The organism is Listeria sp. Marseille-Q6474, from assembly GCF_946902005.1.
GTDB lineage: Bacteria > Bacillota > Bacilli > Lactobacillales > Listeriaceae > Listeria > Listeria innocua.
On the sequence record NZ_CAMPPS010000002.1, the window covers coordinates 714,490 to 728,820 of the forward strand.

At 36.0% G+C, this 14,331-nt stretch carries 14 protein-coding genes and 1 tRNA gene; 12 read left to right on the top strand and 3 right to left on the bottom strand.

Features of this window, described 5'->3' with window-relative positions; translation table 11 throughout:
• Positions 1-18: 18 nt before the first annotated feature.
• The 11 genes from OC533_RS14315 to OC533_RS14365 all read left to right on the top strand — a co-directional run bounded on the left by OC533_RS14315 (position 19) and on the right by OC533_RS14365 (position 11,387).
• The gene (locus OC533_RS14315; protein ID WP_185562944.1) at positions 19-984 is read left to right on the top strand and encodes a LacI family DNA-binding transcriptional regulator; all 966 of its coding nucleotides are present in this window, start codon (positions 19-21) and stop codon (positions 982-984) included.
• A 59-nt stretch (positions 985-1,043) separates the two neighbouring features.
• Entirely contained in the window at positions 1,044-2,027 is a 984-nt protein-coding gene (locus OC533_RS14320; RefSeq protein ID WP_070751884.1) for a Gfo/Idh/MocA family protein, read from the top strand.
• 120 nt (positions 2,028-2,147) lie between these two features.
• Positions 2,148-2,516, top strand: coding sequence for a GntR family transcriptional regulator (locus OC533_RS14325; RefSeq protein ID WP_003761776.1), 369 nt, complete (start codon positions 2,148-2,150; stop codon positions 2,514-2,516).
• Entirely contained in the window at positions 2,509-3,189 is a 681-nt protein-coding gene (locus tag OC533_RS14330; RefSeq protein WP_194324128.1) for an ATP-binding cassette domain-containing protein, read from the top strand. The genes OC533_RS14325 and OC533_RS14330 overlap by 8 nt, the downstream gene beginning before the upstream one ends.
• Positions 3,182-3,955 carry a hypothetical protein gene (locus OC533_RS14335; RefSeq protein ID WP_194324126.1) on the top strand — a complete coding sequence of 258 codons (774 nt, stop codon included), beginning with the start codon at positions 3,182-3,184 and terminating at the stop codon, positions 3,953-3,955. The genes OC533_RS14330 and OC533_RS14335 overlap by 8 nt, the downstream gene beginning before the upstream one ends.
• 42 nt (positions 3,956-3,997) lie before the next feature.
• Entirely contained in the window at positions 3,998-5,326 is a 1,329-nt protein-coding gene (locus OC533_RS14340; protein WP_010990977.1) for a DEAD/DEAH box helicase, read from the top strand.
• Positions 5,327-5,460: 134 nt separating this feature from the next.
• On the top strand, positions 5,461-8,139 hold the full coding sequence (locus OC533_RS14345) for a sigma 54-interacting transcriptional regulator (RefSeq protein WP_003769001.1): 2,679 nt from the start codon (positions 5,461-5,463) through the stop codon (positions 8,137-8,139).
• 157 nt (positions 8,140-8,296) lie between these two features.
• A complete protein-coding gene (locus tag OC533_RS14350; RefSeq protein WP_003762761.1) occupies positions 8,297-8,605 on the top strand; it encodes a PTS sugar transporter subunit IIB in 309 nt (102 codons plus the stop codon).
• Between the two features lie 67 nt (positions 8,606-8,672).
• The gene (locus tag OC533_RS14355; protein ID WP_003722196.1) at positions 8,673-8,975 is read left to right on the top strand and encodes a PTS lactose/cellobiose transporter subunit IIA; all 303 of its coding nucleotides are present in this window, start codon (positions 8,673-8,675) and stop codon (positions 8,973-8,975) included.
• Between the two features lie 21 nt (positions 8,976-8,996).
• Positions 8,997-10,085, top strand: coding sequence for a DUF871 domain-containing protein (locus tag OC533_RS14360; RefSeq protein ID WP_003768999.1), 1,089 nt, complete (start codon positions 8,997-8,999; stop codon positions 10,083-10,085).
• A gap of 234 nt (positions 10,086-10,319) precedes the next feature.
• Complete coding sequence (locus tag OC533_RS14365; RefSeq protein ID WP_010990974.1) at positions 10,320-11,387, top strand: type I restriction endonuclease; 1,068 nt, start codon at positions 10,320-10,322, stop codon at positions 11,385-11,387.
• Positions 11,388-11,465: 78 nt separating this feature from the next.
• On the opposite strand, the gene OC533_RS14370 is transcribed toward OC533_RS14365, so the two are convergent.
• Positions 11,466-12,041: a TetR/AcrR family transcriptional regulator gene (locus OC533_RS14370; protein ID WP_185513308.1), complete on the bottom strand. Its 576-nt coding sequence runs from the start codon at positions 12,039-12,041 to the stop codon at positions 11,466-11,468.
• A 184-nt stretch (positions 12,042-12,225) separates the two neighbouring features.
• On the opposite strand from OC533_RS14370, the gene OC533_RS14375 reads away from it, so the two are divergent.
• Positions 12,226-12,894 carry a class I SAM-dependent methyltransferase gene (locus OC533_RS14375; protein ID WP_194324124.1) on the top strand — a complete coding sequence of 223 codons (669 nt, stop codon included), beginning with the start codon at positions 12,226-12,228 and terminating at the stop codon, positions 12,892-12,894.
• Between the two features lie 80 nt (positions 12,895-12,974).
• Here OC533_RS14375 and OC533_RS14380 read toward each other — a convergent pair.
• Both OC533_RS14380 and mreBH read right to left on the bottom strand, forming a co-directional pair.
• Positions 12,975-13,046: transfer RNA gene (locus tag OC533_RS14380), tRNA-Arg, on the bottom strand.
• Between the two features lie 109 nt (positions 13,047-13,155).
• Positions 13,156-14,148: a rod-share determining protein MreBH gene (mreBH, locus tag OC533_RS14385; protein WP_010990971.1), complete on the bottom strand. Its 993-nt coding sequence runs from the start codon at positions 14,146-14,148 to the stop codon at positions 13,156-13,158.
• Positions 14,149-14,331 lie beyond the last annotated feature (183 nt).

Below are 14,331 nucleotides of genomic sequence, written 5' to 3' on the forward strand. Positions count from 1 at the left end.
GAAAAGGATGCGATTCACGTGGTAGGAATTAAAGATATCGCGAAAAAGGCAGGGGTTTCCATTTCAACAGTATCCTACGCGCTTAATGGCAGCCCGAAAGTAACCGAAAAAACGCGAAAACGAATTATGACCATCGCAAATGAATTGAATTATATTCCCAATATGGCAGCACGAACGTTAAAAACAAGAGAAACAAAAATTATCGGCGTTTATTTAACGAATTACGGCGGGATTTTTTACGGGACTTTACTTGAAGGTTTAACGAAAACGCTATACAAACATGGATATGAACTCATTGCATGCAGTGGTACGAAAACACACCGATTTTTACCCGAGAAAATGATTGATGGCGCTATTATTTTAGATGCGAATTTCCCGTCGAGTGAAATCATTAATTATGCAAATCGTGGTCATAAATTAGTTGTGCTTGACCGCGAACTTACTCATGAGAATGTGTGCCAAGTCTTGCTAGATAATAAGGGTGGTGCAACACTTGCGATTGATTATTTGTCTACTAATTTCAAAGGAGACTTTTATGTAATTACCGGTCCAGAAGATTCTTATGATGCAAGGGTTCGCCTAGAAACAGCAAAGCAAGAACTGGCTCGTTCGAATGATAAAAAAGTGCATATTATTGAAGGCGATTTTTCCGAAGAGAGTGGCGAAAAAGCAGCCGCAATTATTGCCGAAAACTGGAAAGCACCTGTTTCCGTCTTTGCTTTAAATGATAATATGGCGATTGGGATGTATCGATATTTTGCTGGAACGAATTTAGAAATTGGCAAAGACGTCCGAATTATTGGCTTTGATAATACGGATATTAGCGAATATTTAGTGCCGCGCCTAGCTACTATCGAATACTCGAAGTACAAATGGGGAGCAGTGGCTGCGGATAAACTTGTCGAACTTCTCGAGGGTGAAAAAGCTGAAAATGAAATAATCTATACAACTAGAATCAGTGGTCCATCTGTTTCAAACAGTTAGTACGCTTTTTTCCTTATTTTAAGGTATACTTAAGATAAAATTAAAGGAGCTGTTGGCTAATGAAACTAGGAATTATGGGAACGAACTGGATTACTGATTCTTTTATTGAAGGCGCGATTAATTCAGGCGAATGGAATTTAACTGCTGTTTATTCAAGAACAGAAGAAAAAGCACGCGCATTTGGAGAAAAATACGGCGAGTTGACTTATTTCACAGATATTGAAGAAATGGGAAAATCAGATGCGCTTGATGCTGTCTACATCGCTTCTCCCAATGCGCTTCATTATCAGCATGCAGTGAGCTTACTGAAAAATAAAAAGCATGTTATTGTAGAAAAACCGATTTTTTCTACCGTAGCAGAATTAGAGCATGCGCACCAAATTGCTCGTGAAAATAATGTCTTTTTATTTGAAGCAGCACGCCACATTCAAGAACCAAACTTCAAACGATTACAAGAAAACATCGAAAAAGTTGGCACAATTCACGGCGCAACACTTGCTTATATGAAATATTCTTCCAGATACGATCAAGTTTTAAACGGAGAAGAACCAAATATTTTCTCGTTGAAATTCTCTGGCGGATCAATAGTTGACTTAGGTGTCTATCCATTATATTCAGCGATTACACTATTCGGTGAACCCATTAAAGCAACTTATTTTGCAACGAAATTACCAACTGGTGTAGACGGACTTGGACCAATCATTCTTGAATATCCATCCTTCAATATCACTATCATTCAAGGAAAAAATTCACAATCCTTCTTACCAAGTGAAATCTACGGTCAAAAAGGAACACTAATTGTCGATCCACTGACAGGAATTGAAAAAATTACTTTTTATGATAATGCGACAAAAGAAGAAACAGAGCTGGCTGGTCCAGTTGTCGCTAATGATATGCAATTTGAAGCTGCTGAGTTTGCAAGAATTATCGAACAAGGTGACCGAGATACATACGAATACTTAGCCGATTTAAGCTTAAAAGTATTACGTGTTTCAAACGAACTACGGCACCAAAACGATATTTGGTTTGACACAGAAAAATAATTTTGAAGAACTAGGAAAAAGCTACCATGCTGATTCCTAGTTTTTTTGTGCTTGACAATAAATGAAATTCAAGTGTACTATTTACTTAATACACTAGTTTCGTTTAAAAAGGAGGTAACAATGAATCCGACTTTTCATGCAGATAAACCAATCTATAGTCAAATCTCTGACTGGATGAAAAAACAAATGATTACAGGTGAATGGAAGGGTGAGGATAAGTTGCCTTCTGTTCGGGAAATGGGCGTAAAGCTTGCAGTAAATCCTAATACCGTTAGCCGCGCCTATCAAGAATTAGAACGAGCGGGCTATATTTATGCAAAACGAGGGATGGGATCATTCGTCACTTCCGATAAAGCACTTTTTGACCAATTAAAAAAAGAGTTAGCAGATGAAATTACTGAACGCTTTTTGGAAGAAGCGAAGAGCATCGGTTTAGATGACCAAACAGCAATAGAATTACTAATAAAAAGGAGCCGAAACCATGAATGAAAACCTAATTACAATTACGGGATTAACGAAAAAATATCGAAAAAGAAAACCATTAAATGACATTAACCTTTCTCTTCAAAAAGGGAAAATCATCGGCCTTCTTGGACCTAATGGCGCGGGAAAAACAACTTTGTTAAATGCAATGTCAGGTCTACTTAAACCAACATCTGGGACAATAAATCTAGCTGAACACAGCAGAATCGCCTATCTGCCAAGTGAAGATTTTCTACCCAATATGGTTATCCGCGATTATTTTCAAATTTATCGCAGTTTTTTTCCGGATTTTGACCAAGAAAAAGCAAAACAAATGATCCATTCGCTTGGAATCAACGTAAAAGAAAATACCAAATACTTATCCAAAGGCAATGCTGCAAAAGTAATGTTAGCCCTTATTTTATGCCGAGATGTAGACCTTTATTTGCTGGATGAACCATTTTCAGAAATTGATTTGATTTCGCGTGATGACCTAATTAAAAGCATCGCGACGTTTCTTAAAGAAGATGCCACACTTGTTGTCACAACACACTTAATCCAAGATATGGAAATGATGTTTGATGAAATTATCTTTTTAAAACGAGGCAAAATAATCGAGCAAATAGACACAGAAACACTTCGGGAAGAATACGGGAAATCAGTGGTGGATTACTATCGGGAGGTATTTGGACATGCTTAAAGCACACTGGAAATTAGAATGGAATGCGCATCGTTACATATTTTTTGCAACTTTTGTTGGTTGGCTGATTTGTTTACTTATTGGTCTGTTTTCTAAATTAGGAAATGGCTTATCAGAGCCGCTTGTAATGGAGTCAGATATAGAAGGAGCTATATTTGGGTCCGGCGATGGTGTTTTCATAGCTTTAATAGGCATTGTTGGTGCTAGTTGGTTACTCATTTGGTTACTTTTATTTTTGGCAGCAGCTCGATCTGGAATTTACGACGAAAACCGTTATTTGTTTTTTCAAACAGAAACACCTATTTGGAAAATACTATTGAATAAATTAATCATCGTCTTAATAGAAACAGCTATTCTAACGGCGGGGGTTATTGTGATTATAATTAGCTTGGCGATAATTGGCGGCGCGGAGCTGTCTTTTTCAGTAATACTAAATATCATTTTTGATACTTTTTTAGCGATAGGACTCAATACTTTTTCTTTCGTCTGTGCCCTTTTTTTAGCAACAGCTTTGAGTATGGTGCCAGTCAATGGTTTCCGCGTTGGTTTTATTGGCGCATTAATCTACTTTGTCCTAATTAATGCAATTCAAATATCTATCGGCACAGATTTTTTACCTAAAAGTAGCTCAGAAATCCATTTTTATTATTCTCTTTTTTCAAGTGTTCATTTTAATTTTATCCAGATGGGTTTTAATCTTTTGATGGCTCTTATTTACATTTTTCTAGCAACAAAAATTCTAAATAAAAGTGCAGACTTGCAGTAAGCATGGTATGATACAGAGAAGAACTAATAAAGGAGTCGGGTCATGACAGAATCAAATATCCCAAGCTTTTGGGCGGAAAAATGGAAAGAACATGGTTATGAAACGCCAACTGAGATTCAAAGTGCGATGTACCAACCAATCAAAGACGGCGCGGATGTACTCGCAGTATCACCAACTGGAACGGGGAAAACAGTCGCTTATGCACTGCCAACTCTTGAAAAAATAGAAGCAATTCCAAAAACACAATGGCTTGTTTTAGCGCCATCTCATGAATTAGTTATGCAAATCACGGAAGTAATCCGTTCGTGGTTACCAAGTGATGAACTGACAGTAATCTCTTTAATCGGAGGAGCCAATGTAAAACGGCAAATCGAAAAATTAAAGAAAAAACCACAAATTATTGTAGCCTCTCCAGGTCGTGCACTTGAACTAATCAAACAAAAGAAAATAAAAATGCACGAAATTAAAACGATTACTTTGGATGAATGTGACCAATTACTTCGCCAAGAGAACTTCAAAAGTACTCTAGAAATAGTTGAAAGTGCTGTACGCGATCGTCAATTGACATTAGTATCTGCAACAAAACTCGAAAATCCTGAAGCCTTTTTCTTACAAACAGAAAAAACGCCAGTGATGCTTGAAGTAACAGCGAAACCAGAAGAATTAACAAACGTAGAGCATTTATACATGGATGTGGAGTCACGCGACAAAGCAACTCTTTTACGCCGAATTTCTCATATTAAAGACATGCGCGGCTTGGTTTTTGTGAAAGATAAACCACGTATGGAAATTTTATTAGAAAAACTACATTATGATAAAGTAAAAGCAGCCGGAATTCACGGCGAAATTCGTAAAGAAAAACGCAAAAAATATTTGGACGACTTTAAAAAAGGCACGTTAACTTATTTAATCGTGACAGATGTTGCGGCGCGTGGGCTAGATATAGAAGACTTACCATATGTCATCCATTATGACTTAGCAGCAAGCGAAAAAGAGTATACACACCGCTCTGGTCGTACAGGACGGATGGGGAAAACTGGTACAGTAATTACTTTTGCCAATCCTCGTGAAATCAGAACGTTAAAACAATATTTAACTATCCATCATCTAAAAGGGAAACAAGTTCGTTTTTATCAAGGAAAACTTCTCGATGGAGCGGTTCCAGAAAATAAAATTGCTAAAAAAGCAAGCAGACCTCCAAAACAAGTTCAAAAAGGCAAAAAAGATGAAACGAAAAAACCTTTCCGAAGCGAAAAACCAAGTGGAGGAGCGGGAAGTCGTAAAGAAAAACCTACTAACTCCTCTAAAACAACACGGAATAATAAACCAAATAAATTTAATAAAAAGCCAAATAATTTTAAAAAATCATAAGCTGTCGCGAATGTTTTTCTCTCTTCATAGATTGAAAAGCATTCGCACTTTTTTTTACTTAATTTTTATCGTTGCGAGTATGCTATTTAAAAAGGTATAATGGAAACATAGAGTTTTAAAAAGGAGTAGAGTAGATGTCTAGTAGAAAAGAAGAAGTCCTCCAACTTCTAAATGGAAAAGAAGAAAAAGTATCTGCTGCAGATGTCGCAGAATTGCTTCAAATGGACCGAGCAAACGCTAGTCGTTATCTAAATGATCTTTTTAAAGAAAAAAGAATAGACAAACTTCCTGGGAAACCAGTATTTTATCAGGCTTTAAAAACTGCTTCTAAAGTAGAAGAAGTAGCAGGGAGCTTCCAAGAGTCCGCATTTGGAAGATTAATTGGGTCGGAAGATAGTTTGAAAGTAAGTATACAACAAGCAAAAGCAGCAATACTTTATCCACCAAATGGACTTCATAGTTTGATTTTAGGTCGAACTGGGACAGGGAAATCCCTTTTTGCGGAATGTATGTACCAATTTGCGAAAGAATCTCAAACTATTCCAGCTGATGCGCCATTTATATCCTTTAACTGTGCCGATTATGCGCAAAACCCGCAACTTTTATTCGGTCATATTTTTGGTGTTATAAAAGGAGCATATACGGGAGCAGAAGAAACTCGTGAAGGTTTACTAAAAAAAGCAGACGGCGGGATTTTATTTCTAGATGAAATTCACCGTTTACCCCCAGAAGGACAAGAAATGCTCTTCACTTTCATTGATAAAGGTGAATTTCGGCCACTTGGGGAAAGCGCTAACGTTCATCATGCGCAAGTGCAAATCATTGGTGCAACAACAGAATCACCAGATAACTTTTTACTAGAAACGTTCACTAGACGTATTCCGATGACAATCACCTTGCCATCACTTGCTGAAAGAAACTTAGAAGAACGTTATCAATTAGTCGAGTTTTTCTTAAACCAAGAAGCAATCAGGCTACATCAATCCATTCGCGTGCACCGAAAAGCACTCATTGCCTTTTTACTTTATCATGCAAGTGCCAACGTTGGTCAATTGCAAAGAGATTTAAAACTAGCGTGTGCCAAAGCCTTTTTACATTATAAAACAAAAACAGCCAATTATATTCTAATCGAACAAGATGATTTACCTATTCACGTCCAAAAAGGATTACTACATTTAAAAGACGAACCAGAGAAATTAAACCGCTTAATTGATGTTAATAAAGCGATTTTTAAATTTGTTGATACGAGCGATGCCTCTGCGGAAGTGGAAGATGTGCACGATGTTTATCATGCCATCCAAGAAAAAGCAGACCAGTTAATGAAAGAAGGTAAAGACCAAAGTGAGTTGGAAGAAGCGCTTTATGTCGATGTGGATCAATATTTCCACGACTATATGGTCCAATTACCAACCCACCAAACAGCCAAAGAAATTATCGCGCCAGCAGTTTGGGAATTAACAGAAAAAGTTTACGCAATGGCAGAAGAAAAATTAAATCGTAAATATAATGAAAAAATGAAATTCGCTTTTTCCTTACATTTACAAAGTACGATTGAGCGAGTTCGTGAACAAAAACATATTATTCACCCTGATTTAAATAATATTCGTAAAAAATATCCAAAAGAATTCCAAGTCGCAATTGACTTATCCGCTTTGATTGAGCAAGAGCTTAGCATTGAAATTCCTTTTGATGAAATCGGATTTTTGACAATGTTTTTGACAGAGGAAGTAGTAGATACAGCACTTTCTCAGGAAAATCAAGTCGAAGTAATAGTCATGATGCATGGCAGATCCACTGCAACAAGTATGGTTGAAACCGTGCAAGAGTTACTAAGCATTGAAAGCGGAATTGCCCTCGATATGCCTCTAACAGTTGAAGTGAAAGCGATGTATGAAAAACTAAAACAAACCGTCGTTAAATTAAATCCTGTCAAAGGTGTGTTGATACTTTCTGATATGGGTTCACTCACTTCATTTGGGAATATGCTTACAGAAGAGCTCGGTATCCGCACGAAAACGGTAACGATGGTAAGTACACCTGTTGTACTTGAAGCAATGCGAAAAGCATCTTTAGGTCGAGGTTTAGAAGATATTTACCAAAGTTGTGAGCAATTATTTGAAAATAAATATAAGGCCCATGTTTTACGAGCTAAGCCAGTCAAAAATGCTGTAATCTTTACTTGTTTTACTGGTGAAGGGGTAGCAGAACAACTGCGTAAAGTCGTAGCACCGATTATTGACGAAACGAAAATCGAAATTATCGTGTTACAATTCTTGCATAAAGAAGCTTTCAGAGAACGGATCGATCAACTGATGGAAGAGTATAATATTTTAGCAATTATGGGTTCAGTTGCTTTTGAATATCGCGACATTCCATTCTTTAGCGCGCTTGAAGTACTATCAGAAGGCGGTTTAGGAATTGTTTCCAGAATTTTAAACGATGAAGTACCTTATGAAAAATTAATCGCCTCATTAGAAGGAAATTTACAAGCCGTGAGTTCTGCTGAGCAACTTGTTTATTTCCTAAGAAAAGTGATTTCAGAACTACAGCTGCAACTTAATGTGATTCTTGAATCTGGTGTAGACATCGGCATGATTCTCCACTTGGCTTTCCTTATCGAGCGTGTCAAACTGGGCGCGGTGGATAGAGAGTTCCCGGATTTAAATGAATTTGCTAAAAATCATATGGTTGAAATGCAGATTACGCAACAAATGATGGAAAACGTTGAAATTGAGTATGATATCGTCATCCCGCAATCAGAAATTGCTTATTTAACTCAGATGATGCTCTCTAATCAGGTGGAAGTTAACTAGAAAAAACAACCTGCCAAGTGTGTATTGTCTTACACACTTGGCTTTTTTACTTGTGTAAGTGGAAAGTTCGTACAGTAGCAACTTATAAGAAGAAAAGTTGGCACATATCTTGCATATTATATATACGTGCAGCTTTTCAAACTAGGAGGTTTATTAAATGAAAAACATCATGTTAGTTTGTTCGGCCGGTATGTCCACAAGTCTTCTCGTAAAAAAAATGACAGAAGCTATCGAAAATAACCATGTAGATGCCACTGTAATTGCAGTTGCAGAAGCTGATTTTGATAAGTATAAGGGCAATGTAGATGTAGTTTTACTTGCTCCACAAGTTCGTTTTTTAGAGAAGAATTTGAAGCGGGTACTGGATCCGCTGGGTATTCCAGTTTCAATCATTAATGGTATTGACTACGGAACAATGGACGGCGAAAAAGTGCTAAATGATGCACTAGCAATGATTAACAAATAACCTCGAGTTCGATACTGCTTGAAGAGGAAAAAGACACAGTTTGATAAATGAAAAGGATGTGTAAACAATGGAATTAGAACAAACAATTATGCAATTAATCGTACACGGGGGAAACGCCAAGAGTGACGCAATGTTAGCTATCGAAGCGGCAAAAAAAGGGGATTTTGACGTTGCAGATGAGCAAATCAAAAATGCAGAAGCGGCACTACTTGAAGCGCATCATTCACAAACTTCATTAATTCAAGGGGAAGCGCGCGGCGAAAAAGCAGAAGTTTCTTTACTGTTAGTACACGCACAAGATCACTTAATGAATGCTATTACTTTTAAAGATTTAGCAAAAGAAATTGTTGATTTATACCGTTCTAAATAAGCTTTTGAAGGGATGATTTAAATGAGAAAATTAGGAATATCCGTATTTCCACAACACGTAGCGCTTGAAGAATCATTAGAATATATTGAAACAGCTGCAAAATATGGTTTTAGCCGTATTTTCACGTGTTTAATTTCTGCTAATGACGAAGCGGAGTTTGCTAAATTAGAAACAATTTGCAAACGCGCTAAAGAACTAGGATTTGATGTTATTGCTGATGTTGATCCGACTGTATTTGAATCGTTAAATATCACTTACAAAGAATTAGATCGTTTCAAAGAACTTGGTTTAGCAGGCCTTCGTCTTGATTTAGGCTTCTCTGGTTCCGAAGAGGCAGCAATGTCCTTTGACGATACAGACCTAAAAATTGAGCTAAACATTAGTAATGGTACTCGTTACGTTGAAAATATCTTATCTTACCAAGCAAACGTAGGAAATATCATTGGGTGTCACAACTTCTACCCAAGAAAATATACTGGTCTTTCCAGAGAACATTTCTTACGTACAAGTAAACAATTCAAAGACTTAAACTTACGTACAGCAGCATTCGTTTCTTCTAACAGCGGCGAATTCGGCCCATGGTTTGTTGTGGACGGCGGACTTCCAACAATGGAAGAACATCGCGGTGTGGACATTACTGTTCAAGCAAAAGATCTTTGGAACACTGGCCTGATTGATGATGTTATTGTAGGTAATATGTTTGCTTCAGAAGACGAATTACGCGCTTTAAGCGAATTAAACCGCAATGAATTACAACTCGCTGTTGAATTTTTAGATGGTGCAACAGATGTCGAAAAAGAAATCGTTTTAACACAAAAACATTTCAACCGTGGCGATGCTTCCGAGTACGTTTTACGCTCGACAATGACGCGTGTTAATTTCAAACAATACGATTTCCCAGCACATGACACAAATACCATTGCAAAAGGCGATGTAACAATCGACAACGACGGCTACGAACGCTACAAAGGCGAAATGCAAGTAGCCCTTCAAGAAATGGAAAACTCCGGCAACACTAACATTGTCGCACGAATCGTTCCAGAAGAGCGTTATTTACTTGATACAATTTTACCTTGGCAACATTTTAGATTGGTTGAGAAGAAGAAATAATAATTTTTAAAAGCAGAAATTTTCTTTTATACTAGAGAATTTCTGCTTTTTTTACTATCTTCTTTTTGTAAACAATACCTATTCCGGCATCTTTAAAAGCGTATTTTAAAACTATTTTTTTGTAATATTTTAAAATAAATAGACGTATAAAGAAATATATATTACACTTAACTAAATGGAAAGGTTGTTCCATTTAAAAATAAATGTGAATAATAATACATAAAATAGGAGACGATGAAAATGGATAGTGAAACACTATTATTAGATGTAAAGAAATTAGGGGAAAGAGTATCTGCGCTTAAGGATTCGATAGCTACAGAAGAAGCGACGAAAACATCATTAATTATGCCCTTTTTTCAACTGTTAGGATATGATGTTTTTAATCCACTCGAATTTTCACCAGAGTATATTGCGGATGTAGGGATAAAAAAAGGAGAGAAAGTAGATTATGCTATTTTAAATAATAACAATCCCATTATCCTAATTGAAGCGAAATCTATTAAATCAGATTTAAAAAACCATGATTCGCAATTGTTTAGATATTTTGGAACTACAACAGCAAAATTCGGAATTTTAACTAACGGTAATGAATATCGATTCTATACTGATTTGGAAGAACCAAACAAGATGGATAAAACGCCATTCTTTTCCTTTGTACTTACAGAAATAAAAGATGTTCAAATTTCTGAAATTTTTAAATTCCAAAAAGAAAATTTTGATGTAGAGAATATTTCTAAAGCTGCTTCTGATTTAAAATATCTTAATTTTGTCAAAGAATTTTTAACTAAAGAAGTTAATGATCCAAGCGAAGAATTTGTTAAATTTATTCTTGGCGAAATTTATGACGGAATAAAAACAAAAGTAATTATCGATAAATTCACACCTGTTGTAAAAAGGGGATTTCGACAATTTATTGCAGATCAAGTGAATAGTAAACTAAATGCTGCACTTAATACATCTGTTTCAGTAGAAGAGTTAGAAGTTCCTCAAGTAGAAGCAAATGCTGAAGAGGAAGAAGATATTATTACAACAGAAGCAGAAATTGAAGCATTCACGACAACTAAATTATTATTGAAAGATACCATTGATACATCTAGAATTTTTTATAGAGATAATAAATCGTACTTCAATATAATTATAGATAACAGTATAAGAAAATGGGTTTTAAGATTATACATTAATAATGCAAGAACCTATTTTGTAATAAATGACGAAGAGAAAACTACGATAGAAATTGTTGATGTGATTGATATTTTCAATCATGCGGATAAAATCATTCCTGTAGTCGAGAGATACTTATAATACAAAAGTCTACTTAAAAAAGGACCAATAAGATTGGCATATTCTTTGTCAATCTTATTGGTCCTTTCTTTTTTAATATTATTTCCCAATCAACCCATACAAAAACAACTGCAATATCTCCGCCTGTTTCTCCTCAAGTTCTTCCTCGGGGACTGTGAAACCTAAACCATTAATTGCTTCAATAAAAAGTTGAATAGATTGATCCGAAAGACGGCTATCAATAATTTTTTCTTGCTTGCCGATAGCGATATATTTCATATAAATCTCGTTTTTAAGTACATTAATATTATTCACTAACAGTGTAATAAATTGCGTGTCTTTACTCGCTTCTTGCGATATAAATTTACTTAAAGACAGATTTATTTCTGCATTACAGAGCTGGAGAGCCCGCTCTAATTTTTGCGTGAATGTTCCTTCTGACGCTAAAATCTCTTCCGCTAAAGTAATGGTATCTTGCATAATAATGCGAGCACATTCACCAACAAGCGCTTCTTTACTTCCAAAGTAATTATAAATAGACACTTGCGAAACATCTGCGAGACTTGCAATATCTTTAATACTTACATCAGAAAAACCTTGTTTTCCAAATAAAGAAAGGGCTGCCTGAATAATTGCAGTCTTCTTTTTTAGTGTTCTTTTTTCATAATTATTCATGTCCTAAACACTTCCCTAAGCTAATCTTATCATTAGTAATAATATAACACAAAAGCATTTAATTTGAAATATGAAACAGTAAATTTCAAAAGTTATTGACTTGTAAGGTGGGATTATTATACAATGGTTTTGAAATATAGATACAATTATTTCAAAACTAAAGAGCCGTGAAAGGACTTTAATTATGATGAAAATAACAAAAAGAAAGAAAATAACGCTCATTATTTTGGGAGGTGTCATCGGTTTGAGTTTTATTTTATATAAACCGTTAATTAACTATCTAAGCGAACAAGCGGCTAATCCACGTGGAATCATAGGTGAAATCACTACGAAAATATGGTCATCCTATTTTGAAGATTTGAGTGAGTGGACCATTAGTAATACTGAACTAAGCAATGTTAATCATGTATTAGATATTGGTTATGGTGGGGGCTCCAATGTTAAAAATCTAGCTGAACTAAATAAAAATTGGACTATTTACGGAGTGGATATTTCTGAAGAATCTTATAAAACAGCTACAAATTTGAATAAAAAAGCAATCAATAATGGCAAAGTGAAGCTATCTATTCAAGATGTTGCTTTGATGAATTATCAAGCGGATTTTTTCGATTTAGTTTACGCTATCCAAACGCATATGTACTGGGATAATCCCCAAAAAGGCTTTGAAGAAATCTATCGGGTAATGTCACAAGATGGTGTTTTAATACTGTCGTCCGAAAAAGATAAAATTGATTATCATATGGACGAATATAAAACAACCACCTCACTAACAGCACTCTTAAAAGAAATTGGTTTTAGGGAAGTCGTGGAGAAAGAGAAAGGAAATTGGGTTTTGTATACGGTCAAAAAATAATAGTTTCAAGATTAGTTTCGAAGTAAAGACTGTAAAAAGCCGAAAGCCTTGATTTCTCAAGAGCTTTCGGCTTTTTAGGACGCCCATACGCGGAATCGAACCACGAACTAGCCCTTAGGAGGGGCTTGTTATATCCGTTTAACTATATGGGCTTTGAAATGCAAACAACAGAAATAAGTTTACCAGAAATAAACATGAAGAGCAAGATAAATAAGCATTTGAAAAAGCGTATAGAATGCCTTTTCAAATGCTTATAAAGTATCAAATTTTAGCTAATTTATCTACAAAAGCAAGGGATCTGCCAGTACCAATTGCGACAGATTCAAGCGGACTTGGAGCCATATGTACAGGAACATCAATTTCTTGCACCAGCCAGTCGCGGAAACCTTGGAGAAGAGATCCGCCGCCACTTAAAATAATACCACGATCAACAATATCGCCACTTAACTCAGGAGGGCACATTTCAAGGGTATTTCGAATTGCTTCAAGAATACGTTGCAATGTCTCTTCAAGAGCGCTTTGTATTTCCGTAGAACTTACTTGAATTGTTTTTGGTAAACCAGTAAGTAAATCACGCCCACGAATATCTGCTGTTTGAGCTACATGTTCAATTGGTGCAAACCCTAATTCCATTTTAATACGTTCTGCAGTTGCTTGGCCGATTAAAAGGTTATAGTTTTTACGGATGTATTGAATAATTTCTTCATCCATATGATCCCCACCAGTCCGAACGGAAGTGCTAGAAACAACACCACCATATGAAATAATGGCAATTTCGCTTGTGCCGCCGCCAATATCCACAATAACATTCGCAACAGGCTCAGCAACCGGTAAATCAGCCCCGATAGCAGCAGCAACAGGTTCTTCAATTAGAGCAACTGAACGAGCACCAGTGGATCTTACCGCGTCAGAAATAGCGCGACGTTCCACAGAAGTTGCTCCAGTAGGTGTACAAACTACGACATTTGGTTTTCTAACGCCGCTAGTTGAAATTCTTCGCATAATTTCGCGTAACAATCCGCTTGTTAAATCAAAATCAGCAATTACACCATCTTTCATCGGTCTCACAGCGGAAATAGAAGTTGGCGTTTTACCAATCATTTCTTTTGCTTCATGACCAATCGCAAGTACCGTACCATCATTCGTATTTAGCGCGACCACAGAAGGCTCATTCAAGATAATTCCTTTTTCTTTACTGTAAACTAAAATATTCGCAGTACCTAAATCAATCCCAATAGTTGTTGTTCCAAACATTCTCACACCTAACTTTCTATTAAAAATAACGAGTCAATTCTAGGTGTATAAATAACAGTATAGACTCTTTTCACCTTATAAGCATTATTTAAACATGCTTGACATCAAAAGGTAATTTAAACGCGGAATAAAGCTGGTGTTTTAGCCATTTCGTAAAAAAATCGTAAAAAAAGTAATCCAATC

Excerpts from the sequence above, each read along its gene's own strand:
- OC533_RS14350 (WP_003762761.1), top strand. The coding sequence starts at position 8,297 with ATGAAAAACATCATGTTAGTTTGTTCGGCCGGTATGTCCACAAGTCTT.
- OC533_RS14370 (WP_185513308.1), bottom strand. The coding sequence starts at position 12,041 with ATGAATAATTATGAAAAAAGAACACTAAAAAAGAAGACTGCAATTATT.
- OC533_RS14375 (WP_194324124.1), top strand. The coding sequence starts at position 12,226 with ATGATGAAAATAACAAAAAGAAAGAAAATAACGCTCATTATTTTGGGA.
- OC533_RS14335 (WP_194324126.1), top strand. The coding sequence starts at position 3,182 with ATGCTTAAAGCACACTGGAAATTAGAATGGAATGCGCATCGTTACATA.
- mreBH (WP_010990971.1), bottom strand. The coding sequence starts at position 14,148 with ATGTTTGGAACAACAACTATTGGGATTGATTTAGGTACTGCGAATATT.
- OC533_RS14360 (WP_003768999.1), top strand. The coding sequence starts at position 8,997 with ATGAGAAAATTAGGAATATCCGTATTTCCACAACACGTAGCGCTTGAA.
- OC533_RS14320 (WP_070751884.1), top strand. The coding sequence starts at position 1,044 with ATGAAACTAGGAATTATGGGAACGAACTGGATTACTGATTCTTTTATT.
- OC533_RS14330 (WP_194324128.1), top strand. The coding sequence starts at position 2,509 with ATGAATGAAAACCTAATTACAATTACGGGATTAACGAAAAAATATCGA.
- OC533_RS14325 (WP_003761776.1), top strand. The coding sequence starts at position 2,148 with ATGAATCCGACTTTTCATGCAGATAAACCAATCTATAGTCAAATCTCT.
- OC533_RS14345 (WP_003769001.1), top strand. The coding sequence starts at position 5,461 with ATGTCTAGTAGAAAAGAAGAAGTCCTCCAACTTCTAAATGGAAAAGAA.
- OC533_RS14355 (WP_003722196.1), top strand. The coding sequence starts at position 8,673 with ATGGAATTAGAACAAACAATTATGCAATTAATCGTACACGGGGGAAAC.
- OC533_RS14340 (WP_010990977.1), top strand. The coding sequence starts at position 3,998 with ATGACAGAATCAAATATCCCAAGCTTTTGGGCGGAAAAATGGAAAGAA.
- OC533_RS14365 (WP_010990974.1), top strand. The coding sequence starts at position 10,320 with ATGAAAATGGATAGTGAAACACTATTATTAGATGTAAAGAAATTAGGG.